This is a genomic window from Weeksella virosa DSM 16922, from assembly GCF_000189415.1.
In the GTDB taxonomy this organism is placed as follows: Bacteria; Bacteroidota; Bacteroidia; order Flavobacteriales; family Weeksellaceae; genus Weeksella; species Weeksella virosa.
Genome location: NC_015144.1, coordinates 1,563,824 through 1,589,290, shown reverse-complemented (window position 1 = coordinate 1,589,290; position 25,467 = coordinate 1,563,824). Strand labels below are relative to the sequence as shown.

20 protein-coding genes, 2 tRNA genes and 2 rRNA genes are annotated in these 25,467 nt (G+C 38.0%); 6 read left to right on the top strand and 18 right to left on the bottom strand.

The window, feature by feature from the left end; genetic code table 11:
- Positions 1–26: 26 nt before the first annotated feature.
- The 8 genes from WEEVI_RS07695 to WEEVI_RS07660 form a co-directional block, all read right to left on the bottom strand.
- Positions 27–2,806 (bottom strand): 23S ribosomal RNA (locus WEEVI_RS07695).
- A 255-nt stretch (positions 2,807–3,061) separates the two neighbouring features.
- Positions 3,062–3,135, bottom strand: a tRNA-Ala gene (locus tag WEEVI_RS07690).
- Positions 3,136–3,156: 21 nt separating this feature from the next.
- A tRNA-Ile gene (locus WEEVI_RS07685) sits at positions 3,157–3,230 on the bottom strand.
- A 131-nt stretch (positions 3,231–3,361) separates the two neighbouring features.
- Positions 3,362–4,881: ribosomal RNA gene (locus WEEVI_RS07680) — 16S ribosomal RNA — on the bottom strand.
- The 16S and 23S rRNA genes sit together here with 2 tRNA genes alongside, the layout of an rRNA operon.
- A 517-nt stretch (positions 4,882–5,398) precedes the next feature.
- Positions 5,399–6,304 (bottom strand): YihY/virulence factor BrkB family protein, encoded by a 906-nt coding sequence (locus WEEVI_RS07675; RefSeq protein ID WP_013598583.1) that lies wholly within the window; start codon positions 6,302–6,304, stop codon positions 5,399–5,401.
- Between the two features lie 67 nt (positions 6,305–6,371).
- Entirely contained in the window at positions 6,372–7,976 is a 1,605-nt protein-coding gene (locus WEEVI_RS07670) for a dihydrolipoyl dehydrogenase family protein (RefSeq protein WP_013598582.1), read from the bottom strand.
- 3 nt (positions 7,977–7,979) lie between these two features.
- Positions 7,980–8,981 carry a pyruvate dehydrogenase (acetyl-transferring) E1 component subunit alpha gene (gene pdhA, locus WEEVI_RS07665; RefSeq protein WP_013598581.1) on the bottom strand — a complete coding sequence of 334 codons (1,002 nt, stop codon included), beginning with the start codon at positions 8,979–8,981 and terminating at the stop codon, positions 7,980–7,982.
- 53 nt (positions 8,982–9,034) lie between these two features.
- Positions 9,035–9,511, bottom strand: a complete 477-nt coding sequence (locus WEEVI_RS07660) for a cytidine deaminase (protein ID WP_013598580.1) — start codon at positions 9,509–9,511, stop codon at positions 9,035–9,037.
- A 166-nt stretch (positions 9,512–9,677) separates the two neighbouring features.
- On the opposite strand from WEEVI_RS07660, the gene WEEVI_RS07655 reads away from it, so the two are divergent.
- The gene (locus WEEVI_RS07655) at positions 9,678–11,204 is read left to right on the top strand and encodes a YifB family Mg chelatase-like AAA ATPase (protein ID WP_013598579.1); all 1,527 of its coding nucleotides are present in this window, start codon (positions 9,678–9,680) and stop codon (positions 11,202–11,204) included.
- A gap of 147 nt (positions 11,205–11,351) precedes the next feature.
- On the opposite strand, the gene WEEVI_RS07650 is transcribed toward WEEVI_RS07655, so the two are convergent.
- On the bottom strand, positions 11,352–12,329 hold the full coding sequence (locus WEEVI_RS07650) for a PhoH family protein (RefSeq protein WP_013598578.1): 978 nt from the start codon (positions 12,327–12,329) through the stop codon (positions 11,352–11,354).
- A gap of 69 nt (positions 12,330–12,398) precedes the next feature.
- On the opposite strand from WEEVI_RS07650, the gene WEEVI_RS07645 reads away from it, so the two are divergent.
- From WEEVI_RS07645 to gldG, 4 genes are read left to right on the top strand one after another with little or no spacing between them, the layout of a single operon-like run.
- Entirely contained in the window at positions 12,399–13,244 is an 846-nt protein-coding gene (locus WEEVI_RS07645) for an SAM hydrolase/SAM-dependent halogenase family protein (protein ID WP_013598577.1), read from the top strand.
- Between the two features lie 16 nt (positions 13,245–13,260).
- Complete coding sequence (locus WEEVI_RS07640) at positions 13,261–13,803, top strand: CopD family protein (protein ID WP_013598576.1); 543 nt, start codon at positions 13,261–13,263, stop codon at positions 13,801–13,803.
- A gap of 9 nt (positions 13,804–13,812) precedes the next feature.
- Positions 13,813–14,550 (top strand): ABC transporter permease subunit, encoded by a 738-nt coding sequence (locus WEEVI_RS07635; RefSeq protein WP_013598575.1) that lies wholly within the window; start codon positions 13,813–13,815, stop codon positions 14,548–14,550.
- On the top strand, positions 14,550–16,217 hold the full coding sequence (gldG, locus tag WEEVI_RS07630) for a gliding motility-associated ABC transporter substrate-binding protein GldG (protein ID WP_013598574.1): 1,668 nt from the start codon (positions 14,550–14,552) through the stop codon (positions 16,215–16,217). The genes WEEVI_RS07635 and gldG overlap by 1 nt, the downstream gene beginning before the upstream one ends.
- 142 nt (positions 16,218–16,359) lie before the next feature.
- Here gldG and WEEVI_RS07625 read toward each other — a convergent pair whose 3' ends face one another.
- Positions 16,360–16,710: a 4Fe-4S dicluster domain-containing protein gene (locus WEEVI_RS07625; RefSeq protein WP_013598573.1), complete on the bottom strand. Its 351-nt coding sequence runs from the start codon at positions 16,708–16,710 to the stop codon at positions 16,360–16,362.
- A 59-nt stretch (positions 16,711–16,769) separates the two neighbouring features.
- Here WEEVI_RS07625 and WEEVI_RS07620 point away from each other — a divergent pair, with 59 nt between their 5' ends.
- The gene (locus tag WEEVI_RS07620; RefSeq protein WP_013598572.1) at positions 16,770–17,828 is read left to right on the top strand and encodes an acyl-CoA reductase; all 1,059 of its coding nucleotides are present in this window, start codon (positions 16,770–16,772) and stop codon (positions 17,826–17,828) included.
- Positions 17,829–18,008: 180 nt separating this feature from the next.
- Here WEEVI_RS07620 and WEEVI_RS07615 read toward each other — a convergent pair whose 3' ends face one another.
- The 8 genes from WEEVI_RS07615 to lnt all read right to left on the bottom strand — a co-directional run bounded on the left by WEEVI_RS07615 (position 18,009) and on the right by lnt (position 25,398).
- Positions 18,009–19,688 carry a hypothetical protein gene (locus WEEVI_RS07615; protein ID WP_041942132.1) on the bottom strand — a complete coding sequence of 560 codons (1,680 nt, stop codon included), beginning with the start codon at positions 19,686–19,688 and terminating at the stop codon, positions 18,009–18,011.
- Positions 19,689–19,706: 18 nt separating this feature from the next.
- Entirely contained in the window at positions 19,707–20,636 is a 930-nt protein-coding gene (locus WEEVI_RS07610) for a TonB-dependent receptor (RefSeq protein WP_041942131.1), read from the bottom strand.
- Positions 20,637–20,705: 69 nt separating this feature from the next.
- Entirely contained in the window at positions 20,706–21,554 is an 849-nt protein-coding gene (locus tag WEEVI_RS07605) for a GLPGLI family protein (RefSeq protein ID WP_081448705.1), read from the bottom strand.
- Between the two features lie 446 nt (positions 21,555–22,000).
- Positions 22,001–22,963 carry a signal recognition particle-docking protein FtsY gene (gene ftsY / locus WEEVI_RS07600; RefSeq protein WP_013598569.1) on the bottom strand — a complete coding sequence of 321 codons (963 nt, stop codon included), beginning with the start codon at positions 22,961–22,963 and terminating at the stop codon, positions 22,001–22,003.
- A 101-nt stretch (positions 22,964–23,064) separates the two neighbouring features.
- On the bottom strand, positions 23,065–23,214 hold the full coding sequence (locus WEEVI_RS11170; protein ID WP_013598568.1) for a DUF4295 domain-containing protein: 150 nt from the start codon (positions 23,212–23,214) through the stop codon (positions 23,065–23,067).
- A 14-nt stretch (positions 23,215–23,228) separates the two neighbouring features.
- On the bottom strand, positions 23,229–23,411 hold the full coding sequence (rpmG, locus tag WEEVI_RS07595; protein ID WP_013598567.1) for a 50S ribosomal protein L33: 183 nt from the start codon (positions 23,409–23,411) through the stop codon (positions 23,229–23,231).
- Between the two features lie 11 nt (positions 23,412–23,422).
- The gene (gene rpmB / locus WEEVI_RS07590) at positions 23,423–23,659 is read right to left on the bottom strand and encodes a 50S ribosomal protein L28 (RefSeq protein ID WP_013598566.1); all 237 of its coding nucleotides are present in this window, start codon (positions 23,657–23,659) and stop codon (positions 23,423–23,425) included.
- A gap of 74 nt (positions 23,660–23,733) precedes the next feature.
- Positions 23,734–25,398, bottom strand: coding sequence for an apolipoprotein N-acyltransferase (gene lnt / locus WEEVI_RS07585; protein ID WP_013598565.1), 1,665 nt, complete (start codon positions 25,396–25,398; stop codon positions 23,734–23,736).
- Positions 25,399–25,467 lie beyond the last annotated feature (69 nt).

Below are 25,467 nucleotides of genomic sequence, written 5' to 3'. Positions count from 1 at the left end.
GACAACCAATTAGTTGTGTATAACTTAACAAAAAGTCTATGGGTAATTAGTACTACTCGACTTTGACATCGCTGCCTTTACATCTGTAGCCTATCAACGTGGTAGTCTTCCACGACCCTTTAAAGAAGTCTTATCTTGCGGCGAGTTTCGCACTTATATGCTTTCAGTGCTTATCTCATCCAAACGTAGCTACTCAGCAGTGCACCGGGCGGTACAACTGATACACCAGAGGTTTGTTCAACACGGTCCTCTCGTACTAGAGTCAAGTCCGCTCAAACTTCTAACGATCACAACAGATAGAGACCGAACTGTCTCACGACGTTCTGAACCCAGCTCGCGTGCCACTTTAATGGGCGAACAGCCCAACCCTTGGGACCTTCTCCAGCCCCAGGATGTGACGAGCCGACATCGAGGTGCCGAACCTCCCCGTCGATGTGAGCTCTTGGGGGAGACTAGCCTGTTATCCCCGGAGTACCTTTTATCCTTTGAGCGATGGCCCTTCCATACGGAACCACCGGATCACTATGTCCTGCTTTCGCACCTGATCGACTTGTTGGTCTCACAGTCAAGCACCCTTATGCCATTACACTCTACGCACGGTTACCAAGCGTGCTGAGGGTACCTTTGAAAGCCTCCGTTACGCTTTTGGAGGCGACCACCCCAGTCAAACTACCCACCACGCAATGTCCTCCTAAAAGGAGTTAGGCTTCAGATAAATAAAGGGTGGTATTTCAACAACGACTCCTTAACACCTGGCGATGCTAATTCATAGTCTCCCACCTATCCTACACATTATTTACCCAAAGTCAATACGAAGCTATAGTAAAGGTTCACAGGGTCTTTTCGTCCCGTTGCGATTAACCGGCATCTTCACCGATACTACAATTTCACCGAGCTCGTGGTTGAGACAGTGCCCAGATCGTTACACCATTCGTGCAGGTCGGAACTTACCCGACAAGGAATTTCGCTACCTTAGGACCGTTATAGTTACGGCCGCCGTTTACTGGGGCTTCAGTCAATTGCTTCGGTTACCCTAACAACCTTCCTTAACCTTCCAGCACCGGGCAGGTGTCAAGCCTTATACGTCATCTTTCGATTTTGCAAAGCTCTGTGTTTTTGATAAACAGTCGCCTGGGCCTTTTTACTGAGGCTCCGCCGGAGCGGAGCGACCTTTCTCCCGAAGTTACAGGTCGATTTTGCCTAGTTCCTTAACCACGACTCACTCGAGCGCCTGAGGATACTCTCCTCGATCACCTGTGTCGGTTTACGGTACGGGCTGCGTCTCTCGCTATTTCTTGGAACAAAATTCTTAGGATTATCACGCCAGCCGAAGCCTTTGTGTACTATCCCTACTTTACGTAGGTTCAACGTACTATTCCGTCAGTACGCACCTAATACATTCATCCGTCACTTTTATTGAGAGCAGGTACGGGAATATTAACCCGTTTGCCATCCACTTCCCCTTATGGGTACATGTTAGGACCCGACTAACCCTAAGCTGATTAGCATAGCTTAGGAATCCTTGATCTTACGGCGAATCAGTTTCTCACTGATTTTATCGTTACTCATGCCTACATTTTCTTTTCTATAAGCTCCACAAATCTTTACAAAATTGCTTCAGCGCCGATAGAATGCTCCCCTACCACTACATAATAATATGTAATCCATAGCTTCGGTAGTATGCTTATGCCCGATTATTATCCATGCCGGATCGCTCGACTAGTGAGCTGTTACGCACTCGTTAAATGAATAGCTGCTTCCAAGCTAACATCCTAGCTGTCTGGGCAATCCAACCGCGTTTTATCAACTTAGCATACATTTGGGGACCTTAGCTGATGGTCTGGGTTCTTTCCCTCTCGGACATGGACCTTAGCACCCATGCCCTCACTGCTTAGAAACATATATTAGCATTCGGAGTTTATCAGGAATTGGTAGGCGGTGAAGCCCCCGCATCCAATCAGTAGCTCTACCTCTAATATACTTAACTAAACGCTGCACCTAAATGCATTTCGGGGAGTACGAGCTATTTCCCAGTTTGATTGGCCTTTCACCCCTACCCACAGGTCATCCCAAGATTTTTCAACATCAACGGGTTCGGTCCTCCACTTTGTGTTACCAAAGCTTCAACCTGCCCATGGGTAGATCACAAGGTTTCGCGTCTAATACCTCTGACTATACGCCCTATTAAGACTCGCTTTCGCTACGGCTGCGCACCTGAAGTGCTTAACCTTGCCAGAAACATTAACTCGTAGGCTCATTATGCAAAAGGCACGCCGTCACCATAAATAGGCTCCGACCGCTTGTAGGCGTACGGTTTCAGGTTCTATTTCAACTATCTTCTCGATATACTTTTCACCTTTCCTTCACAGTACTAGTTCACTATCGGTCTCTCAGGAGTATTTAGCCTTGGAGGATGGTCCCCCCATATTCAAACAGGATTGCACGTGTCCCGCCTTACTCGATATCAATTATATAAGCCTTTCACGTACAGGACTATCACCTTCTACGGTTAACCTTTCCAGGTTATTCTGTTAAACTTATATAATCTTATGGGCTAATCCGCGTTCGCTCGCCACTACTGACGGAATCTCAATTGATTTCTTTTCCTATGGGTACTTAGATGTTTCAGTTCCCCACGTTCGCCCCTATTTAATAGGTGTCAGGCCTTCAACCTGACGGGTTGCCCCATTCGGAAATCTGCGGATCGAATCGTATGTGCCAATACCCGCAGCTTATCGCAGCTTATCACGTCCTTCATCGCCTCTGAGAGCCTAGGCATCCGCCGTACGCCCTTTGTAACTTTTTTTCTCAAGTGGCCTTCTATAAAATTTAAAATATTAATGAATAATTCATAATAAATTGATTATAAAAAACCTGTAGTACACAACTAATTGTCGTGCTTGTTAATCTTACTCGTTAATTATTTTTTCGATTTATCGTTTTATCGTCTTCTATATGCTTACTATATTTAAATCAATTAAATAATAATTAATTATAGTAATTATTCCAGTATGTCAATGAACTTCTTCTATATCTTGATAGTAAATAACAAGATCTATAGTGGAGAATATCGGAGTCGAACCGATGACCTCCTGCGTGCAAGGCAGGCGCTCTAGCCAGCTGAGCTAATTCCCCTCTTTTTAAGTGTTAACCTCGTAGTCTCAGGCAGACTCGAACTGCCGACCTCTACATTATCAGTGTAGCGCTCTAACCAGCTGAGCTATGAGACTCTTTCTAAACTCTAAAAAGAGCGGTCTTGTTTTATATATACATCCAACATAAATATAAAATATACAAATAAAGAAAAAAAACCAAGCAACAAATAGGTTGTTACGTAACTAACACATCGTATGTACTCTAAATATGAGATGTTCCAGCCGCACCTTCCGGTACGGCTACCTTGTTACGACTTAGCCCTAGTTACCAGTTTTACCCTAGGTAGCTCCTGTTACGGTCACCAACTTCAGGTACCCCCAGCTTCCATGGCTTGACGGGCGGTGTGTACAAGGCCCGGGAACGTATTCACCGCATCATGGCTGATATGCGATTACTAGCGATTCCAGCTTCATAGAGTCGAGTTGCAGACTCCAATCCGAACTGAGACCGGCTTTAGAGATTCGCATCCAGTCACCTGGTAGCTGCCCTCTGTACCGGCCATTGTAGCACGTGTGTAGCCCAAGACGTAAGGGCCGTGATGACTTGACGTCGTCCCCACCTTCCTCGCGGCTTACGCCGGCAGTCTCATTAGAGTCCCCGTCTTTAAACGCTGGCAACTAATGATAAGGGTTGCGCTCGTTGCAGGACTTAACCTAACACCTCACGGCACGAGCTGACGACAGCCATGCAGCACCTTGCATTCTGTCCGAAGAAAAATCTATTTCTAAATCTGTCATTATGCATTTAAGCCTTGGTAAGGTTCCTCGCGTATCATCGAATTAAACCACATGCTCCACCGCTTGTGCGGGCCCCCGTCAATTCCTTTGAGTTTCAATCTTGCGATCGTACTCCCCAGGTGGGATACTTATTACTTTCGCTTAACCACTGAGCCCGAAAACCCAACAGCAAGTATCCATCGTTTACGGCGTGGACTACCAGGGTATCTAATCCTGTTCGCTCCCCACGCTTTCGTCCATCAGCGTCAATATAGACTTAGTAACCTGCCTTCGCAATTGGTATTCTGCGTAATATCTATGCATTTCACCGCTACACTACACATTCTAGCTACTTCAAACTAATTCTAGATCAACAGTATCAATGGCAGTTCTATCGTTAAGCGATAGGATTTCACCACTGACTTATTGATCCGCCTACGGACCCTTTAAACCCAATAAATCCGGATAACGCTCGCACCCTCCGTATTACCGCGGCTGCTGGCACGGAGTTAGCCGGTGCTTATTCATATGCTACCTTCAACTATCCAACTCGTGGATAGGTTTATTCACATATAAAAGCAGTTTACAACCCATAAGGCCGTCATCCTGCACGCGGGATGGCTGGATCAGGCGCTAACCCATTGTCCAATATTCCTCACTGCTGCCTCCCGTAGGAGTCTGGGCCGTGTCTCAGTCCCAGTGTGGGGGATCTCCCTCTCAGGACCCCTAAAGATCATCGACTTGGTGAGCCGTTACCTCACCAACTATCTAATCTTACGCATGTCTATCTTATAGCGATAAATCTTTCAAAACTAAATGATGCCACCTAGCTTTATATACGGTATTAATCCGAATTTCTCCGGGCTATCCCATTCTATAAGGCAAGTTACATACGCGATACTCACCCGTACGCCGCTCTCAATTATCCGAAGATAATCTACCGCTCGGCTTGCATGTGTTAGGCCTCCCGCTAGCGTTCATCCTGAGCCAGGATCAAACTCTCCATTGTAATATAAATTTCTTTATACGATACTGAAAAGCTACTCCAACTCTAATTGACGTTTGCTTGGCTTTATTTTTTCTTCTTGTTACATTGTGTCAAATGAACTCCTCAGTTGTTACGCATCACAAAAAAAATACCTTATTTTTCGTAAGCGAGTGCAAAGATAAGAATTAAATTTAATCTAACAAAAGTTTTTGAAACTTTTTTCGAAACACTCCCAGAAGCATAAAACTCCTTCGACTTAATTCCTATATCCGCGTTTTCAAAAAACCCTTACACAACTACTCTTCTCGTGTATTGGGAGTGCAAATATATGAACTCTAAAATGAATTAAACAAATAATTTTATAAGATTTTTACAGTTCTTTTTTTAAGCTATTGAAAGTGTGGGCAATAAATATAAATTTTTTCTGCCCTAGTGTTCCTTCGGATCGTGAAATGTATCAAAAATAATGTGTTGCTTGAGGTTTTGTTGCTATCTTTTGGGAAAGCTTTGTGGTTCATCCTACCGAAATGAAGATGTTTCATTCTTCGAATTTAACTATTCTTCGCTTTGCTATTTTGCTTGGATGAACTCCAAATCCATAGTATTCGGTAAATACTTTTGTAAATTTTGCACCAAAGTACATTATGGCTGCATTGTAATAGATATATAACAATAGAATGACGATGGATCCTGCTGAACCAAAAATTGTATTGTATTTGGAAATGGATAGGTAATAACTGATAAAATATTTGGCTACAAAGAATAAACCTGCTGTTACTAAGGAACCAATGAGGATGGGCTTGGGTTTGACTTTGATGTCGGGCAAGAATTTGAATAGTAAGAAAAAAACTATAACAGCTAATACGTATGATAAAATGTTATTAATCATCATAAATGTGGAAGCAGATATGGTTTGACTGATGTCGAGCCAATGGAGTATATCTTCACCAAAACGTACAACTAAACTGCTTACGATGACGGATGAAAACAAAATAAATCCCAAAATCATGATAAACAGAAAGGAAACCCCGCGATTGGCTAAAAACTTGAGCATGGCTCTTTTGGGAACAGCTTCTATGCGCCAAATGAGATTGAAGCTATCTTGCATATCGGTAAACACGGTTGTAGCACCAAAAATTAAAACTCCGACACCTATAATCAAAGCAATATTGCTATCTCCCGAAACGGCTGAGTTTGCTACAAAGTCTTGAATTTGGATAGCCAATTCCGAACCCACCAATTCTTTGATTTCGTAATATAGTCTATTCTCGATTGCTTCTTTTTTATACAGTAAGCTTGCCATCGAAAGGACGATTAGTAGAACGGGCGATAAAGAAAACATTGCGTAATAGGTTAACGAAGCACTCATTTTCATAAGACGATCGTCTGTAAACTCGACAATGGTTTGTATTATAATTTTATATAAATCTTTTATTTTTTGCATTCAACTAAGTTAATAAAAAAGGCTATCCAAAATTTGAATAGCCATTATTAATTATTGTTTTTTATTACTACACCAACATGGCGACAGGATTTTCCATATATGCTTTGAAGGTTTGCAGAAATTGTGCTCCTGTTGCTCCGTCTACTGTTCTGTGATCACATGCTAAGGAAATCATCATGGTGTTTCCTACAACAATTTGTCCGTTTTTCACGACTGGCTTTTCTACGATTGCGCCTATAGACATGATGCACGAATTTGGTTGATTGATAATAGATGTAAATGATTCTATCCCGAACATTCCTAAATTAGACACCGAAAAGGTAGATTTCTCCATTTCATCGGCTTTCAATTTGCGATCTCTTGCACGGGTTGCATAATCTTTGATTTCGGCCGAAAGTTGGGTATAACTTTTCTGATCTGCGTTGCGTACAACTGGTACCAATAGACCATCCTCTACTGCAACTGCTACTCCGATATTGATATCTCCATATTGTACAATCTCATTATCGGCCCAACTTGCATTTACTGAAGGATGTTTTTTCAGAGCCATAGCAACAGCTTTCACAACCATATCGTTGAAAGATATTTTTGTATTGGGTAACGCATTAATTTGTTTTCTTGCTTCAATTGCATTATCCATATCAAGCTCGATATTGAGGTAATAATGAGGTGCGGTGAATTTAGATTCAGCCAAGCGTTTTGCAATTACTTTCCTCATACTCGAGTTCGGGATATGTTTATCTTCTCCTGCAACTATATTAGGAGATGCAACCGATTCAGAACCTACTGTATGTTGTGCTAATGGTGTGAAGTTTTCTACATCTTTACGTATAATTCTACCGTTGTCTCCACTACCTTTTACTTGTACTAAATCTATTCCTTTATCTTCTGCAATTTTACGGGCGAGTGGTGAAGCAAAAATTCTTTCTTCGCTAGGGGTTGTTTCGGTAGAATGTTCACCAGTTTTCTTAACCTCCAACTCTACCACAACTGGCTTTTCATCATCTATGATTTCTACCTCTTCTTGATTAGCTACTGCAGAACCTTGCTCTAAAACAGCACTTATATCAGCTCCTTTTTCTCCGATAATGGCTAATATTGTATCCACTGGAACAGGCTCATTTTCTTTTACTCCTTGATACAAGAGAACTCCATCATATTCTGATTCGAATTCTTGAACTGCTTTATCAGTTTCGATATCCGCTAAAATATCTCCCTCCGCTACTTTGTCGCCAACATTTTTATGCCAAGACGTCACTGTTCCCTCTTCCATTGTATCACTCAAACGAGGCATATTGATAACATGAACATTGGACGGAATTTGTTTTTTGACAGTAGATTGAGTAGATTTTTCTGCCTCTTCTTTGATGGTTTCTTGAGTTGTATCTTCTTTTTCTTGTGTTCCGCCAGATATTAAACTAGCTATATCTTCTCCTTTTTCACCGATAATTGCTAAAACTGTATCTACTGGTACTGGCTCGTTTTCTTTCACACCTTGGTAGAGCAAAACCCCATCATATTCCGACTCGAATTCTTGGATAGCTTTATCAGTTTCGATTTCGGCAAGAATATCACCTTCTGCAACTTCATCTCCAACACTTTTGTGCCATTTTACAACGGTACCTTCTTCCATTGTATCGCTTAAGCGAGGCATATTAATTATTTCTGCCATAGATTAGTTTTTTTCTAATTTATCTAAAAAAGGATAATCAGGTTCTGAGTATATATATTTATACATTACATCTTCTTCTGGGAATGGAGAATTCTCAGCGAAATCTACGCAAGCTTCCACTTCTTTTTTTACTTCTTCTACCATATTGTCAAGTTCTTCTTGAGTTGCCCATTTATTTGCTAACAAATGCGATTGCACATGTAGAATCGGATCTTCTTGTTTGTACTCCTCCACCTCTTCTTTAGTTCGATAAGGTTCTGCATCTGACATCGAATGACCTCGGTAACGATAGGTACGAACATCTAAAAAAGTTGGTCCATCGCCACGACGAGCTCGCTCAATCGCTTCATAGGCTGCTTCAGCTACTTTCACTGGATCCATTCCGTCTACAGGATAAGAAGGCATATCGTACCCAAGACCCAACTTCCAGATATCCTCATGGTTGGCAGTTCTCTTTACAGATGTCCCCATGGCGTATTGGTTATTCTCACACACAAAAACAACTGGCAACTTCCAGTTCATTGCCATATTGAAGGTTTCGTGTAGTACACCTTGTCGTGTAGCTCCATCACCCATAAGACAGATTGTAACATGGTTTTTACCATTATATTTATCACCAAAGGCCATACCAGCTCCTAAAGGAATTTGTCCTCCAACAATCCCGTGACCTCCGAAAAAATTATGTTCTTTACTAAAAATATGCATCGAGCCCCCTAAACCTTTTGAAGTTCCTGTAGCTTTCCCGCAAAGTTCTGCCATAACCTCTTTAGGATCCACTCCCATTGCCATTGGCCAGATATGACAACGATAAGCAGTTATCACTCTGTCTCCTTTTTGCATAGCATGTAAAAAACCAGCTGGCAATGCCTCTTGACCGTTATATAGGTGTAAAAATCCGCGTATTTTTTGTTTCAAATACAGAGAACGACATTTATCTTCGAAACGACGCCAAAAGGTCATTTCTTTATACCATTGTAGATAGGTTTCTTTTGTTAATTTTTCCATAACACACTTTTCACCCAACAAATTTAAGTGTTTGCTAGATAAATTCCCAATTATTAAGGTTCTAAATATTTCTCATCAAAATGCAAAGGTAATAAGCTTGCCGCAGAAGGTAATACATAGACTTTACCACTCTTACCTGACAAAATTATCTCGATTGATTTTCCTTGTTTTTTTTCATACTCTAAGATTACTTGCCTACACATCCCGCATGGCGGTAGAGGTTGTGCTAAATCTTCTGAAGAAACAGCCAAACGGATTATTTTTTCGGTAGGATATTGTGATGCTACATAAAACAACAATCCTCGCTCTGCACATGTTCCTACAGGATAAGAAGCATTTTCTTGATTAGTACTTGAAAATATTTCTCCATTTTCTAATTCTAATGCTGCACCAACATGAAAATTAGAATAGGGCACATATGCTTGCTTAGAGATTAATAATGCCTTTTCTACCAATAAGTTCAATTGGCTTGGCAAACTTTCCTTGTTCGAATATTCCTTATACTGGAACGATATATTTTTTAATTCCATTGATGGATAGTTCTTTAATTTATCCTCCTCTCAAAGTTTAACAAATTCTTGATACACCAGAAAAAGGATGTAAATTTACACATTCCTACTCTATAGCCTAGCTTTTTTTTCAATTTCTTAGCGAGCGACCATAAATTTTAACTAATTTAGAACAAAATCACACACTATGTTGGTAAAAGTTTACGGAAGCGCCATCTTTGGTGTCGAATCTAAAATGATTACTGTAGAAGTTAACATCGACAATGGAGTCGGTTATCATCTTGTTGGCTTGCCCGATAGTGCAATAAAAGAAAGCAACTTTCGGATTAGTGCTGCGCTAAAAAATGTAGGTTATAAAATTCCTGGTAAAAAAATCACCATCAACATGGCTCCAGCAGATTTACAAAAAGAAGGTTCTGCTTATGATTTGAGCATTGCGATCGGTATTTTAGCAGCATCAGAACAAATAAAAACTGATCATCTTGATCGCTATATCATTATGGGCGAGTTATCTCTAGACGGCTCTCTACGCCCGATAAAGGGAGCCCTACCTATTGCAATACAAGCAAAACTCGATGGTTTTGATGGTTTTATCTTACCAAAAGAAAATGCAAATGAAGCCTCGGTTGTGCAAGGGTTGAAAGTTTATGGCATTGAAAACATTAAAACTTTAATTGATTTTTTGAATGACGAAGCTGAACTAGAACCTCATCGGGTGGATATTGAAAGTGAATTCAATCAACTGGTCGAAAACTATCCATATGATTTCTCGGATGTTAAAGGACAGGAAAATGTAAAACGAGCAATGGAAATCGCTGCCGCAGGTGGACACAATATCATCCTAATCGGGCCACCAGGAAGCGGAAAAACCATGTTAGCAAAACGCATTGCCTCTATCTTACCACCGATGAGTATCGAAGAATCTTTAGAGACAACAAAAATTCATAGCGTTGCAGGAAAATTACCAAAAAATGGTCTGATAACTATTCGCCCATTCAGCTCGCCGCATCATTCGGTTTCGGATGTTGCTTTGGTAGGAGGAGGCTCGTATCCGCAACCGGGCGAAATTTCTTTGGCTCATAACGGTGTTTTATTCTTGGACGAGCTGCCAGAATTCAAGCGTTCTGTTTTAGAGGTAATGCGTCAACCGCTCGAAGATCGAGAAGTTACGATTTCGCGTGCTAAATTTACCGTTACCTACCCTGCTAGTTTCATGTTGGTTGCCTCGATGAATCCCAGCCCAAGTGGATATTTTGCTGATGATCCTAAGAATACTTCGAGCTTGGCCGAAATGCAACGTTATATGAATCGGATTTCTGGACCATTGCTCGATAGAATCGATTTGCATATTGAGGTAAATCCGGTTCCTTTTGATGATTTATCAAAGGAAAGAAATGGTGAAAAAAGTGCAACTATTCGTGCAAGAGTGCTAAAAGCAAGACAGCTACAAATTGATCGGTATGAAGGGTTGAATATCCATTACAATGCACAGATCGGCACAAAAGAGTTAGATAAATTTTGTTCGCTCGATGAGCAATCGAAAAATTTAATAAAAATTGCGATGGAAAGATTGAACCTTTCTGCTCGGGCATATGATCGTATCTTACGTGTTGCTAGAACGATAGCCGACTTAGACAACGCCGAAAATATTAATAGTACGCACATTGCAGAGGCCATACAATATAGAAGTCTTGATAGAGATCAATGGGGATGAGATAATTTTTTTCGGAAGTTTTTTTTACATGCATGTTTATCAATAAAAAACAGGAAAAGCCTTCTTGGTCAAGAAGGCTTTTTTCATCATATTATTTATTGGGGAGTACTTATAAAAAGAAGTTTTCTTTATTGCCTGAATTTTTCTCTACGATTCTTTTTTTTGGATCAGTTCTCTTTCTCGGTCTTCATTCATTTTGTATGCGTGTAAAATATCTCTAACCAATTTGTGTCGAACTACATCTTTTTCGTCTAGATATACAAATCCTATATCTTTTACATTTTTCAGTATAGAAATTGCTTCCCGTAAACCCGACTTTTGTTTTGGTGGTAAATCTACTTGTTCTGGATCTCCAGTTATCATAAACTTAGAATTTTTCCCCATTCGAGTCAGAAACATTTTCATCTGAGAATGTGTGGTATTCTGTGCTTCATCCAGTATAACAAAAGCTTCATCGAGCGTTCGTCCTCGCATAAAAGCCAAAGGAGCTACTTCTATCACACCTTTTTCTATATAGGATGCTAGTTTCTCGAAATGGATCATATCTTTCAATGCATCGTATAATGGTTGCAAATAGGGATCTAGTTTTTCTTTGAGGTCTCCAGGTAAAAATCCTAAACTTTCTCCTGCTTCTACAGCAGGGCGTGTAAGGATAATTCGTTTTACTTCTTTGTTTTTCAGAGCTTGCACAGCCAAGGCAACGCCGGTATATGTTTTCCCAGTTCCGGCTGGCCCAATTGCAAAAACCATATCATTTTTATGCACTTTGCTTACCAATTCTTTTTGGCCAGGCGTATGCGCTTTGATGATTTTTCCACTTACACCATGTACAATAATATCATCGTGGATTACCATTTGTTTTTCTTCTTGCAAATCTGAAGTCATGATAATCTCTAGATCTCGATTAGAAAGTCGATTATAATGCTGTATATGTTTAATTATCTGTGCAGTTTTCTTTTCGAAAGCCTGTAGAAGTTCTTCATTTCCTACGACAGTAAGTTTTTTACCACGGGCAATAATTTTTAGTTTAGGAAAGTATTCTTTTATGCGTCTAAGGTGCTCATTATTGGCGCCATAAAAGTCTTGCGCATTAATTTCGGTAAGTTCTAATGTAATTTCTGTCAAAAGTGAATCATTTTTTTATTGTATCTAACACAAAAATAAGCAATATATTTGTTGTCTATTATAAATAAAATGTCAATAATAACATTAACTACTGATTTCGGACATAAAGATTACTTTGTAGCCTCGTTAAAAGGTCGTATTCTAAGTGAATTACCGGATAGTGTAATTGTTGATATTTCTCATGAAATAAGCCACTATGACATCACTGAAACGGCTTATATTCTACAAAAAGCTTATCCTAACTTTCCGAGAGGGACTATCCATATTGTAGGGGTAAATGCATTGTTACATCGCAAATACAAGCCAATGTGCTTTTTTTTTGATGGTCATTACTTTATAGGTGCTGATAATGGTTTTATTTCGTTGTTGTGTGATGATAAACTACCCGACGAAATTGTAGAAATCAATATTAATCCTGAAGCGATTGATGGGCTGAGTCCGGTAAAAGACATATTTATTCCGGTAGCTTGTCATTTGGCTCGTGGTGGTGTGATGAATTTGGTTGGCAATCCACGAACCGATTATTTAAAATACAATAATCTAAATCCGCTCTATCGTGATGATCGCATAATACAAGGAAATATCATTTACATTGATCATTTTGGCAATGCTATAACGAATATTACTAAAAAGTTTTTCGATCAACATGCACAAAATCGCAACTTTAGAATTAACCTGCGAAAAGAAAATTTTACAGCTATCGAAATCAATCAAATACATGATCATTATTTCGATATTGTTACCGATTTCAAAAAAGAAGTTTTTGTTAATGGTCGACCAATTTGTTTATTCAATAGTGCTGGCTCATTAGAAATCACCACCTACAACAGCAATCCGTCACAGTTTGCTCCTGCCAATGAATTGATGGGATTAAGAAAAGGTGACAACATTCTTATTGAGTTTATTGATCCTTAATATGCCTGCAACATAAATGGAATACAATTACCTGATATATAAAGCATTACACGTTATTTTTGTCGTTAGTTATTTTGCTGGACTTTTCTATATTGTCCGACTAATGATTTATCATACCGACACACAAGAACTCCCCTCTCCGGATAAAGAAATTCTACAAAAGCAATTTACTTTTATGGAGAAAAGGCTATGGAATGTTATCACTGTGCCTGCTTTTATAATTCTTGTAGTAATGGGTCTAAATATGCTGTATAAGCATCCTGGTCTGATGAATACGCTTTGGATGAAATTCAAGCTTATTATGGTTGTTTTGCTTTTTATTTATCATTATTGGTGTTGGAAAACATTACGAGAAATACAAAACAATATTTTCCGTTATACTTCTGTTCGACTACGAATGATGAATGAAGTTGCAACTATTATTCTCTTTGCAGTCGTATTTGCGGTAATCCAAAAAACAGATTTTGCCAAAAATTGGGTTTGGGCAGTAATTAGTTTTTTTGGAGTTGGAATTCTAATCATGGCGATTGTGAAAATTGTCAATCGGCACAAAAAATAAAATCTATCTATGTTTACCATTTATAAGAAAGAAATTTCACATTTTTTTTTAGGTTTCACAGCCTATATTGCCGCCTTTGTTTTTATACTAATTTGCAGTTTATTTCTTTGGTTTTTCGATCAAGAATACAATATTTTCCAAAGCGGATTAGCTTCTCTCAACCCTTTCTTTATTATCGCTCCGTGGGTATTTCTATTATTAATCCCTGCCCTGACCATGAAACTCATTGCAGAAGAACAAAACAACGGAACCCTTTTGTGGCTATTTACGCAACCTATAAACACACAACAAATCGTACTAGGAAAATTTTTCGCCGTTTTATCGGTACTTGTTTTTTTGCTGGTGCTGAGTTTTGTCTATGTTTATAGCCTACAGCAATTGGTAATACCAGAACAAAACATCGATTACGGCATTCTTTTTTCTGCCTATATCGGTATATTTTTGATCGGGACACTATTCACTAGCGTCGGTCTCCTCTCTTCTTCGCTAAGCAACAACCAGGTCATTGCCTTTGTTTTGGCCGTGTTTATTAACTTTATTCTCTACTTCGGATTACAAGGTTTGGCATCTTATAATTTATTAGGGAACATCGATTATTATGTACTAAAAATGAGTGCTCAAACGCATTTCACATCTTTCCTAAAAGGCGTAATCGATACACGATCGTTCTTGTATTTTATTATACTTTCTACATTTTTCATATTCGCAACTATGCAAATTATCGAACTCAAAAAAAGAAAATCATAATGAAAAAATATCGTTCTTTTCTCTACATTATCGGTTTACTTTTGATCTGGATAGTAGGATTTTTTGTTTTTCATCGATACGATCTTACGCAAGACAAGCGATATACATTAAGCTCGACATCTGAAAGTTTGATACAAAGTCTAGATTCTCCTTTGCATATCGACATATTACTTGGTGGAGAACTCACCGCAGACTACAGAAATTTACGCAATGATATTCAGTTTTTATTAGACGAGCTACAAGAACGCAATAAAAACTTAACCTATACTTTCCTCGACCCGATAGATATTTCTGAGACCGAAAAAGAAGAAGCTCACCTTTCTCCCGCTCCTATCAAAACTGACAAAGGTATCCTGAATGTTTACCCTTATGCGAAGATTTCTTATCAAGAAAAAACTCGTTGGATGGAAGTCTTGATCAATGATCCATCGATTACTTTCGAGAGTTTGCCACAAGCTTCATCCGAAAAATTAGAATATCTTTTTGCCGATAAAATTCAACAAATCACAAGTAAAAACAGAAAAAAAGTTGGTTTAATTGTCCATCATGATGAATTACCCGAAAACAAAATAGATGGTTTTGGACGTGCTTTGGCGGATAAATATGACGTGGGTGTGTACCTGAACCCAATCATTAATAAAAGTATGACATTGCAAGCATCCGATCTCGATAGTCTTCGGAAATTCGATGCGTTGGTAATCGCAAAACCTACCCTACCTTTTACCGAGATGGACAAACTGGTGCTTGACCAATACATTATGCATGGCGGAAAAACACTCTGGGCAGTAGAAACAGTCGATGCAGAAATGGATTCTATTTTCCGAAGCGGAAAAATTGTGGCTTTCCCCCGAGATTTACAGCTCAATGATTTTCTCTTCAATTACGGAATACGTATTCATCCAATGATTATCAAAGATCTTAACGGCTCGCCAATTGTGCTTGCCGATGGAGAAACTGCCGGAAACACAAGTTACAATTATTATCCGTGGCCATATTTCGAATTAGGCACAAGAGCAGAAGATAACCCTATAACACAATCGATTGATCCTGTATTATTTCAGTTTGCAAATCCGATCGAGATAATTCCCAATAAAAACATCAAACCAACTGTACTTTTAGCAAGTTCGGCACAGACCACCCTAAAACCTGCACTCAATTTTATCCAATTAAACGAAGTCAATATCGAGAACCCTGAAGAGTATAAAATGGGTAGAATTCCGATGGCAGTTTTGATAGAAGGAGATTTCTCTTCTGCGTATGCGATGCGCTATGAGCGTAAAGAATTCCCGAATTACAGAGGGGCAACAAAAGACGGCAAAATGGTTGTTATTTCTGACGGTGATGTTCTGAAGAATAATCTTTGGCGAGGTATGCCAATGCGCTTAGGAGAGGATAAATACTCGATGCGTCCAGACAACCCAAATATGCCACCCAAAACTTATGCGAACCAAACATTTTTGATGAACACGATGGACTATTTATTGGGGAATGAAGACTTCTTGGCGTTGAGAAATCGACAACTTCAGACCCCGAAATTGAGTGAATCGAAAGTTGTAATGGAAAAGAAAAGTTGGCAAATGAAAAACCTTTTAATCCCTACCTTTATTATTCTTTTGGTTGGAGCGCTTGCTAATTGGTACCGAAAAAGGAAATATACACGCCTCTAATTCACCTTACCAAAAATCTGTTTTTCTATAGCCGAAAATATTTGCTTCTAAAAACATTTAAGAATTAAAAATAAATATATTTTATAAAATAAAAAAACCTCGTTTTCTTAGAAAACGAGGTTTTTTTTGGTATGTAAGAGGATTATTCGTTGTGCATAAAAGCTTGTTTTTGTAATAAGCGCTCTTCACTCTCAACGTGTGCGTCATCTGGGATACAACAATCAACCGGACAAACAGCGGCGCATTGAGGCTCTTCGTGGAAACCTTTGCACTCGGTACATTTATCGGGTACGATGTAATATACTTCGTCGCTTATAGGCTCTTGAACAGCATCAGCATCAAACGTAATTCCATCTACATTAACAATGGTACCTGTAAGACTTGTGCCATCAGAGTACTTCCAATCGACTGCAGCTTCATAAATTGCATTATTCGGACATTCTGGTTCACAAGCTCCACAATTGATACATTCATCGGTAATAATAATAGCCATCTGTTCTGTATTTAATTCTTAAATTTGCATTTACAAAATTACTACTAATTTTATAAATTATGACATTAAACCAAAGGATTTCGGCTTTTGATGAACTAGGTCAGTTTTTTAATTTCCTAACTCGAGAGGAACAACCTAAAAACGAACAACTGTTGCATAAATTTTTGTACTGGAAAGAGGATGCAAATTTAGCATGTAGAGATGCAGAAGCACACAACAATTGGTTTACACAAGAAAATATACACTTTGCCATGCAAAACTGGGCAGATGCATTAACTGAAAAGAATTTATCCGATTGGATTACTCTTTACTCTTTGCCCGATACACCTAAAAATGTCGGAATTATCATGGCTGGAAATTTACCTTTGGTCGGATTTCATGATCTTTTGTCTGTGGTACTTTTTGGTCATCGTGCTTTGGTGAAACCTTCTTCTAAAGACGAAAAACTGCTCGATTTGGTGATTCACTATTTACAATCGATTGATGAAGAATTTAAAAATCGAATCCAAAAAGTAGAGCGTTTAGAAAATTTCGATGCGGTGATTGCAACCGGAAGCAACAATACAGCGCGCTATTTCGAACATTATTTTTCTCAGGTTCCGCATATTATCCGAAAAAACAGAACGTCGGTTGCTGTACTTGATGGAAGTGAAAGCAAAGAAGATTTAATGCGTTTGGGGGAAGATTTCTTTAGATACTTTGGATTAGGTTGTCGGAATGTTACAAAAATTTATACCCAAAAAGAAACTCAAATTCAGGAATTGATAGAAGCTATTTTTCCTTGGGGCGAAAACATCGTACAACAAACTAAATATGCAAATAATTACGACTATAACCGTGCGATTTATTTATTGAGCAAAGATAAATTCTATGATAATAATTTTGTTTTGATCAAAGAAGATGAAGCTCTTCACAGTCCGATTGCGGTTTTGCATTATGAATTGTACGATGATTTAGAAGACGTGAAAACGACGCTAAAAAATCACGAAGAAGAAATCCAATGTGTGGTAAGTAAATTAAACTTGGATAATCGTGTTGATTTTGGACAAACCCAACATCCTACCTTGACTGATTATGCAGATGGTATAGATACTTTGGCATTTCTGAGTAAGATTTAAATAATATCCAACCAATATAAATAAGCTATGATCTAACGAATAGCTTATTTTTTTTTGACTAATTTTCACCAAACATTCTTCCTCTGCAAGAAGAAACACATCGATATGAGAAAGAAAAACTCATACCGCAAATCGAAGCTTGTTCATCTGCCGCGTTGCGGTAGGAGATAAAAAAAAACTCTAAAAATTGAACCGTGTCGTCAACATCACTTGTGTTGGGCGCAATTGATACTGATAATGCATTTGGTAATATTGATCGAATTGAGTTTGATTGAACACCTTTTCATTGAACAAATTGTAAACACTTAGCTCGACATCAATTTTTCTTTTTTGCATTGTATAGCGATAGGTAAAATCACCAAATAGCGTGTTAGACTTATGGGGACGAGTGTTTTGAACATAATCCATTCGTAGGGTTAAATTATGCTGAGGATGCGGAAAATAATGCAACGATGCTTGATGGTTTTGTTGAACTACCTTCGAAGTTTGATTGGTTAAACGATGATTATTTTGCGACCGACTGTAATCATAAGTCAGGGTAAAACTTGAGAAATATCTAAATTTGAGACCTGCGCCCATTGTGAGAAAATGATGCAAACCATCCACCAAATCTTCATTCAACAAATGTTGTCTCTTCACATTACTGTACCTGGCATTCAACTCAAAACTTGTTTTATATCGGGAAAAATATTGGGAAATCTTTGAACTGAAATTGTGGTTCGTTTTGTAATTTTTCTTTGCCACAGCTTCAACCATCGACGATGCATTTTCATCAAAAAGGTAACGGTAAATCAGATCGTTTTGATTCCAATCGAAAGCGTAGATTAAATGAAAAAAACGGGAGCGTATGGGATTTTCGTACTTCAATCGTAGATGGCTACGCCAACTTTCGGTTTCATTCAATTCACTCCAGTTCTTACGCAAAGTATTGTAGTTGTAGAGAATATATCCACGATGGAAATTCAGAGGATTTCCAAAATTCGCAAGGTAAGCATTGTTCAGGTTGAGGTTCCAATAATTGCTGAGATTGTAATTAAAATTCAAACGAGGTTGAAGAAATACTTTGGCATATTCTGTATCCAAATCGTTTATATTATCCTGATTGCTGAGGTTGTAATAATGTAAAGGCAACACCAATTGCGAACGAAAATCCCCTTTTTTGTATTCAAGGCTGTTTTCAAAATTAGGACGCAAAACTTTCCATTGATTATTGTTCGTAAATTCTGAATTATTGAAAGTTTCATTGGTAGAAAAATCACTTTTCAATTCATACCAAGTGTACTCCATTCCAAGCTTAGATTGCCAAGTCAATGTTCTTGTCAGACGTTTGGTAAATTCCGCCGAATGATTGGTTTTCATACGTTTGTACAACAAATTTTGTGTGGCTAAATCATAGGCCTCTTCATCGTTGACAACATCGATGAAAACACCCGGCTTAATGGACAATTGTTCGTGGTAATCTTTGTAAGCGATCAACGATTTGAAGGTAACCAATTGTTTGCCAAATGTTTTAATCCAATTCAGTTGATTCGAAAATTCTTTGTTGGGTTTTGACAACAATTGGTCTACAAATTCAGAATTTGCAGTCAAATATCCATGATCGCGGTGCCAATCCCCTTTGAACTCTAAAATATTTTGGAAATAATTTTTCTGGGTGTTTTGTTGTAAAGTGAATTTGGTTTTCAGGGTTTCGCGCTGATAATTATTGCGTTTCAGTTCATTTAGCACAAGATTTCCTGTTGGTAAAAAATACTCGATATGCGTATCGCCTTGGTGTTGTTGATAATCGTTGAGATAATCAACATTCACTCGCAATTCAATATCTTTTTTTATGCGAATCAATTGATTCCAAGTACCCAAGGTTGCCGCATTATGTAGTCATCGCTTGGATTCGAAATGTGGGGTTTGCACTCCTGCAATCGACAACCAACTGTTGTTGACGTATTTTTCATTATCATTCAACAAATCCTCCAACGACAATACATTGATTTGACGTTGAAGATTTTCACCTCTATTGTTGGATTGAATGGATGCCAAAACCTGTTGATTTTTGGTAAACATCATCGGCGTTAAATTGACTTGATACAAAGTAGGTGAAAAACCTGCGCCAATTTCTGCCTTTCCCGAATACGTCACTTTATCTTTCAGCTTAATGTTCAGCGCCGCTCTAGAACTGTACACCAAACTATCTAAAATCTTCACCGGTTGATGATTCTCTAAGATTTGAACCTTATCTACTGCATCGGCACTCATATTTTCGTTAGCCAGTGCGTATCGTCCGCCCAACAAATCCAAGCCTTCGATGTAGTATTTGTTGATAGGCTCACCTTGATACAAGATTCGACCTGAAGATTCGATTTCTATACCAGGCATTTTTTTGATGACATCGGCAATGCTGCGGTCTTGTATATCTTTGAAGTTGCTAACATCGTACGCAATGGTGTCGCCCCGTTTTCGAATGGGCGATGCCTTGATTTTCACTTCTTGGAGTTCGATGGGTTTTTCGGTCAAAACAAAGTCAAAATGTTCTGACGATTCGTTTATTAAATCCGACACAAATGCATAATTGAATGCCCTTACTTTTACCTCGTACAATTCATGTATCGACTCCTCCAACCACAAGGTGTATTTGCCATCTTTATCCGTAATAGCAAACGCAAGAGTTAGATCTTGATCAATGGGCGATATGATTACATTGGCGCCTGCAATGGGTTTCCCCTCTTCGTTTTTTATGCTTCCTGATACAGAAAGCTGAGCAAAGAGTTGCGAGGCAATGAAAAGTAAGACGATGAATAAGTTTAGTTTCAAAAGATGTTAAAATAATGCGATGGTTAATATATTTAAAGATTAGAAATTATACCCCAAAATAGTTTCATTTTATTTCAATCTTAATTTTAAATCCTTTTCTATAAAGTTGTTGTTCTTTTCAATCACACGCAATTTTCTTTGAAGAAAATCATTTTCATTCTGTACAGAAAACTTTATAAAGTTTAACGACTCCAAAGGATTTGCTTCATATTTCGCAACAAAGTCCGTGTAATCTTTCTTGCTGATGTGATACGTTTTTTCTGACACATGAAATTCAGGTTGATAGTTTAACTTTTTCAACCCTTTCAACTCATAACTAAAAAAGCGTTCACTGTCTTGTACTTTGACAATCAAGCCTGGTAAACCATGAAATTTGTAAGGTCCATACGACAAAGGAATGTCTTCGGTGTACCAAACCTCCCATTTTCTACCAAATGCTTGTACTTCTGCTTTTTGAATGTTGTATCCCAAAAAAACCTCTCGTTCATTGGATAATTTCCATTCCAAAAGCTCCATTTGGTCGTCGAAAGAAAATTTGGTAGGTCCCAAGGTAGTATGTATCGTATAGTTATCTTTTCCTCTAGCATGAATAATTCTGTACCTAAGGTCTGTTTTGGGTATTCCTTGATTTATCGCATCTACCTTTATCACACCGTTCACAGCATTCTTCAAGACAAAGTTGTTATTTGTTCTGTGATGATGAATAGAATCTCTAATGTATAAATTTTTACCTATGAAAACAGTTTGCTCAGGTAAAATATAAAGTTGCATCGTTTCCGATTTCACATTATTTCGATTCAACGAATCTTCCACAAAGGTATATTCGTATTCAACAAGTATCTCTTGGTTGTGTTGACTAAAAACCAATGTAGTAAATAATGCAAATAGTAGTATAGAATATTTTTTCAGCATAATCATTTATATAATCCTTTCACAAAATAAGTAGCGAATTAATTTAATCTTCACACATCCACTCTCCAAAATCGGCAACCTCTTCAGTATTGATCGGTGTACCTTCAAATTCACAAAAGGTTCCAACTATACCACATGGGCCTTCTACTTCAATACATATAGATTTCAGGAGGGTCTAATTTTACATTTTCTACATTTGCTAATGCAAATGTTCCAAATAATAATAACGCACCAGCGAAAATCATTTTTTTCATTTGTTTAATTTTTTATTATTAATGATTTGTATGATGATTTTTTAAAGCTAGAATTTCCTTATCAACATGTTAATGTCATTACAATAATAATAATAATAAACCAATTTTAGTAAATCATTAACGTTTAAAAGCGAATACGTTACACACAAAAAAGCCTCCGTAAAGGAAGCTTAATTGGTATTTAATAGTTCTAAAATTTTATTTCACCTGTTTGAAGAACGAATCCACAAACTCCATTTTATTAAAGGCTTGTAAGTCATGAATACCTTCGCCAACTCCTATGTACTTTACAGGGATTTTGAATTGGTCAGAAATTCCAATCACTACGCCCCCTTTCGCTGTACCGTCTAATTTGGTCACAGCCATAGAAGTCACTTCAGTAGCTTGGGTAAATTGTTTGGCCTGCTCAAAAGCATTTTGCCCAGTAGATCCATCGAGAACCAACAAAACTTCGTGCGGTGCATCTGGAATTACCTTTTGCATTACGCGTTTTATTTTGGTCAGTTCATTCATCAAATTTACTTTATTATGTAATCGTCCTGCAGTATCTATCAACACCACATCGGCTTTTTGTGCAACAGCAGATTGTACTGTGTCGTAGGCAACAGAAGCAGGATCAGACCCCATTGCTTGTTTCACGATAGGTACATCTGCTCTTTCGGCCCAAATCACCAACTGATCAACAGCTGCAGCACGAAACGTATCAGCCGCCCCTAAAACGACTTTCAATCCTTTGGCTTTGAATTGTGCGGCTAATTTCCCGATTGTGGTCGTTTTACCAACTCCGTTCACCCCGACTACCATAATAACAAAAGGGTGATCTTTTTTAGGAATCTGGAATCCGTCTGTATCGTCTATATTATTTTCTGCTAAAAGTCCAGCTATTTCTTCTCTAAGAATTTTATTCAGTTCGGAAGTTGAAACATATTTATCACGAGCAACGCGTTCTTCTATCCTTCGAATAATGTTCACCGTGGTTTCCACACCAACATCCGAAGAGATTAGTACTTCTTCTAAATCATCTAAAACCTCATCATCTACTTTAGATTTACCTACGACTGTGCGAGAGATTTTATCGAATAGAGATTGTTTAGATTTTTCTAAACCTTCATCGAGTTTTTCTTTACTTTCTTTACCAAGTATTTTTTTGAACCAGCTCATGTAGAAACGCTATTTAGACTACGAATATAACTAAACTAATGCACAAAAAAAAGCCGCCAATTGAGGCAGCTCTAAAAACCTTTAAATATATACTACGCTGATTACTTAGCGAAGAAATCACCAGTAGTATCAGCTGCAACAACTTTTTCTACAAAAATGTAAGCTCCTGTTTTCGGAGATTTTACCATTTTGATTACTTTAGTCATTTTTTTAGACCCTGTTTGTAGGGTTGCTACCGTCTTTTTTGCCATTGTCTAAAATTTTATTATTTGATCTCCTTATGAAGAGTATATTTTTTCAACACTGGGTTGTACTTTTTCAACTCAATACGATCCGGTGTATTTTTTTTGTTCTTAGTAGTGATATAGCGAGACATACCTGGCATACCACTTTCTTTATGCTCTGTACACTCTAAAATTACCTGTACTCTATTACCTTTCTTTGCCATGGCAGTTTTTTTTATTTAATTAAACCTTCTTTACGTGCACGCTTAACTGCTTCATCAACACCTAATTTGTTGATCGTTTTCAAACCATTTGCCGAAACGCGCAATGTTATCCATTCATCTGCTTCTGGCAAATAAAATCTCTTCTTAAACAAATTCACTTCAAAAGTGCGTTTTGTTTTATTATTAGCATGAGAAACTTTATTTCCTACTAATCTTCTCTTACCTGTAATTTGACAAATCTTTGACATCTTTCCTCTTGTCTTATTTTTAAACGGAGTGCAAAGTAACAAAATATTTATTACTTTAACAACGTTTTTGTTAGTTATTTATTAAAAATTTTTCTTTTATTTCCTGTAAGTAGCCTCTGAGCTATGGTATAGGCTAAAATAATCCCCATTACCAATAATCCTATACGTGCTAAATAATCGCCAAAGGTACTATAAAAAGTTAACTTTTCATTCTTTTTTACGATTCCTTTTAAAGCTCCCCGTTCACCATACGGGATAAAAGACTCAATATCACCACGTTGATTAATAAATCCAGAAATTCCAGAGTTGGCAGAACGTACGATACTTCTTCTATTTTCGATTGCTCGCAAATTGCCATATAACAGTAATTGTCTATGTCCATCGGTGTTATCCCACCAAGAATCGTTGGTCATCGTAAAGATAACATCTGCTCCTTTTTTCACATAATCGGTTACGTATTCACCATAAATAGATTCATAACAAATAACAGGTGCCACAACCGTAGAGTCGATCGAATTTCTAAAGACACTTGCATGGGGCTGCGTTCCTAGCGTTTTTACAGTCCCACCAAAATTCAACATAATATTTCCTAAAATAGGACGGAGATATTTAATATACGGGAAATGTTCTACGCCTACTACTAATTTCGATTTATGATAAAAGTCTAACTCGTCTTTTGCATTTACTTGAATAGCCGAATTAAACGCATCGTAATACAGCATCGTGTTTCCGTATAAAGATGCAGTTTCTGTTGCTAATTCCTTCATCGGATAAACACGCATCAATTCTGCACCTGTTACTACATTTATTTTCGGATGTTCTTTTGTCCAATCTCTCAATTGTAGAATCAGCGGATCGTGTTCTATTTCATCCAACACAAAACCTGGCCCCGAACCCGGAATGGCTGTTTCTGGACCTACTACATAACGTGTTTGTGGGGTTACTACTTTGTCTGCTAACTGGATCAGTTCTTGATAAATAACAAAACGATCCTTTTGATACTTTTCGGTATATGGATCCAAAGCAGGTTGTAAGACCACAGCCTCTACTTCTTCGCCTTGTTCTGTATAGTTGTGGTACATAAAATACGAAAAAGCAATCGGAAGCCCAATCCATAACCCTGCATACATTAGCAGTTTTCTGAAATATTTTTTATCTTTTTTATTCTTATAAGCTGTGTAATAATAGAACACGATAAGATTGACAATCAATACCCAAAGCGTTCCACCAAAAACTCCTGTATACTCGTACCATTGAACCCATTTATAATACGAAGCAAAGGCATGCCCAATATTAAACCAAGGCCAAGACAACTCCCAATTGAGATGAAATTTCTCGAATGACATCCATACTGCGGGTAAAAAAATCATTCCATAAAAATTCCCCGCCTTTGTTTTCACTAAATGATACAATACAAAAACGATGCTCATCAATAAGCTGTTAGCTAAAACCGGTACCAAATAGGCAACCCACGAATCATGCAAATTACCATCTGCATCGTATTGTTGAGCATAATGCAACCACCAAATAACAATTGCATTCCATATAAAAAATGCTAAAAAACTCAACCCAAAAATCGACCAAGCTTTCTTCTTATATTGTAATCTTTGCGTTATCCGATGTTCGGCCAACAACAAAGGTACAAAACCAAAAAAAATCAACAATGGAAATCCCTTAGAAGGCCAAGCCAATGCCAAAAGTAATCCGGCAGCAATCGCGTAAAGAAGATATTTTCTCATATCAAAAATTTACAATTTCTTTTTGCTCATCATTCTAGCAAGCCTTGCAAAATTAGCAACTTTGCTCGA

What these genes read in the sequence shown, in the direction of transcription:
- WEEVI_RS07675 (WP_013598583.1), bottom strand. Translation starts at nt 6,304, where the DNA reads ATGCAAAAAATAAAAGATTTATATAAAATTATAATACAAACCATTGTC.
- WEEVI_RS07670 (WP_013598582.1), bottom strand. Translation starts at nt 7,976, where the DNA reads ATGGCAGAAATAATTAATATGCCTCGCTTAAGCGATACAATGGAAGAA.
- pdhA (WP_013598581.1), bottom strand. Translation starts at nt 8,981, where the DNA reads ATGGAAAAATTAACAAAAGAAACCTATCTACAATGGTATAAAGAAATG.
- WEEVI_RS07660 (WP_013598580.1), bottom strand. Translation starts at nt 9,511, where the DNA reads ATGGAATTAAAAAATATATCGTTCCAGTATAAGGAATATTCGAACAAG.
- WEEVI_RS07655 (WP_013598579.1), top strand. Translation starts at nt 9,678, where the DNA reads ATGTTGGTAAAAGTTTACGGAAGCGCCATCTTTGGTGTCGAATCTAAA.
- WEEVI_RS07645 (WP_013598577.1), top strand. Translation starts at nt 12,399, where the DNA reads ATGTCAATAATAACATTAACTACTGATTTCGGACATAAAGATTACTTT.
- WEEVI_RS07640 (WP_013598576.1), top strand. Translation starts at nt 13,261, where the DNA reads ATGGAATACAATTACCTGATATATAAAGCATTACACGTTATTTTTGTC.
- WEEVI_RS07635 (WP_013598575.1), top strand. Translation starts at nt 13,813, where the DNA reads ATGTTTACCATTTATAAGAAAGAAATTTCACATTTTTTTTTAGGTTTC.
- gldG (WP_013598574.1), top strand. Translation starts at nt 14,550, where the DNA reads ATGAAAAAATATCGTTCTTTTCTCTACATTATCGGTTTACTTTTGATC.
- WEEVI_RS07625 (WP_013598573.1), bottom strand. Translation starts at nt 16,710, where the DNA reads ATGGCTATTATTATTACCGATGAATGTATCAATTGTGGAGCTTGTGAA.
- WEEVI_RS07620 (WP_013598572.1), top strand. Translation starts at nt 16,770, where the DNA reads ATGACATTAAACCAAAGGATTTCGGCTTTTGATGAACTAGGTCAGTTT.
- WEEVI_RS07605 (WP_081448705.1), bottom strand. Translation starts at nt 21,554, where the DNA reads ATGATTATGCTGAAAAAATATTCTATACTACTATTTGCATTATTTACT.
- ftsY (WP_013598569.1), bottom strand. Translation starts at nt 22,963, where the DNA reads ATGAGCTGGTTCAAAAAAATACTTGGTAAAGAAAGTAAAGAAAAACTC.
- WEEVI_RS11170 (WP_013598568.1), bottom strand. Translation starts at nt 23,214, where the DNA reads ATGGCAAAAAAGACGGTAGCAACCCTACAAACAGGGTCTAAAAAAATG.
- rpmG (WP_013598567.1), bottom strand. Translation starts at nt 23,411, where the DNA reads ATGGCAAAGAAAGGTAATAGAGTACAGGTAATTTTAGAGTGTACAGAG.
- rpmB (WP_013598566.1), bottom strand. Translation starts at nt 23,659, where the DNA reads ATGTCAAAGATTTGTCAAATTACAGGTAAGAGAAGATTAGTAGGAAAT.
- lnt (WP_013598565.1), bottom strand. Translation starts at nt 25,398, where the DNA reads ATGAGAAAATATCTTCTTTACGCGATTGCTGCCGGATTACTTTTGGCA.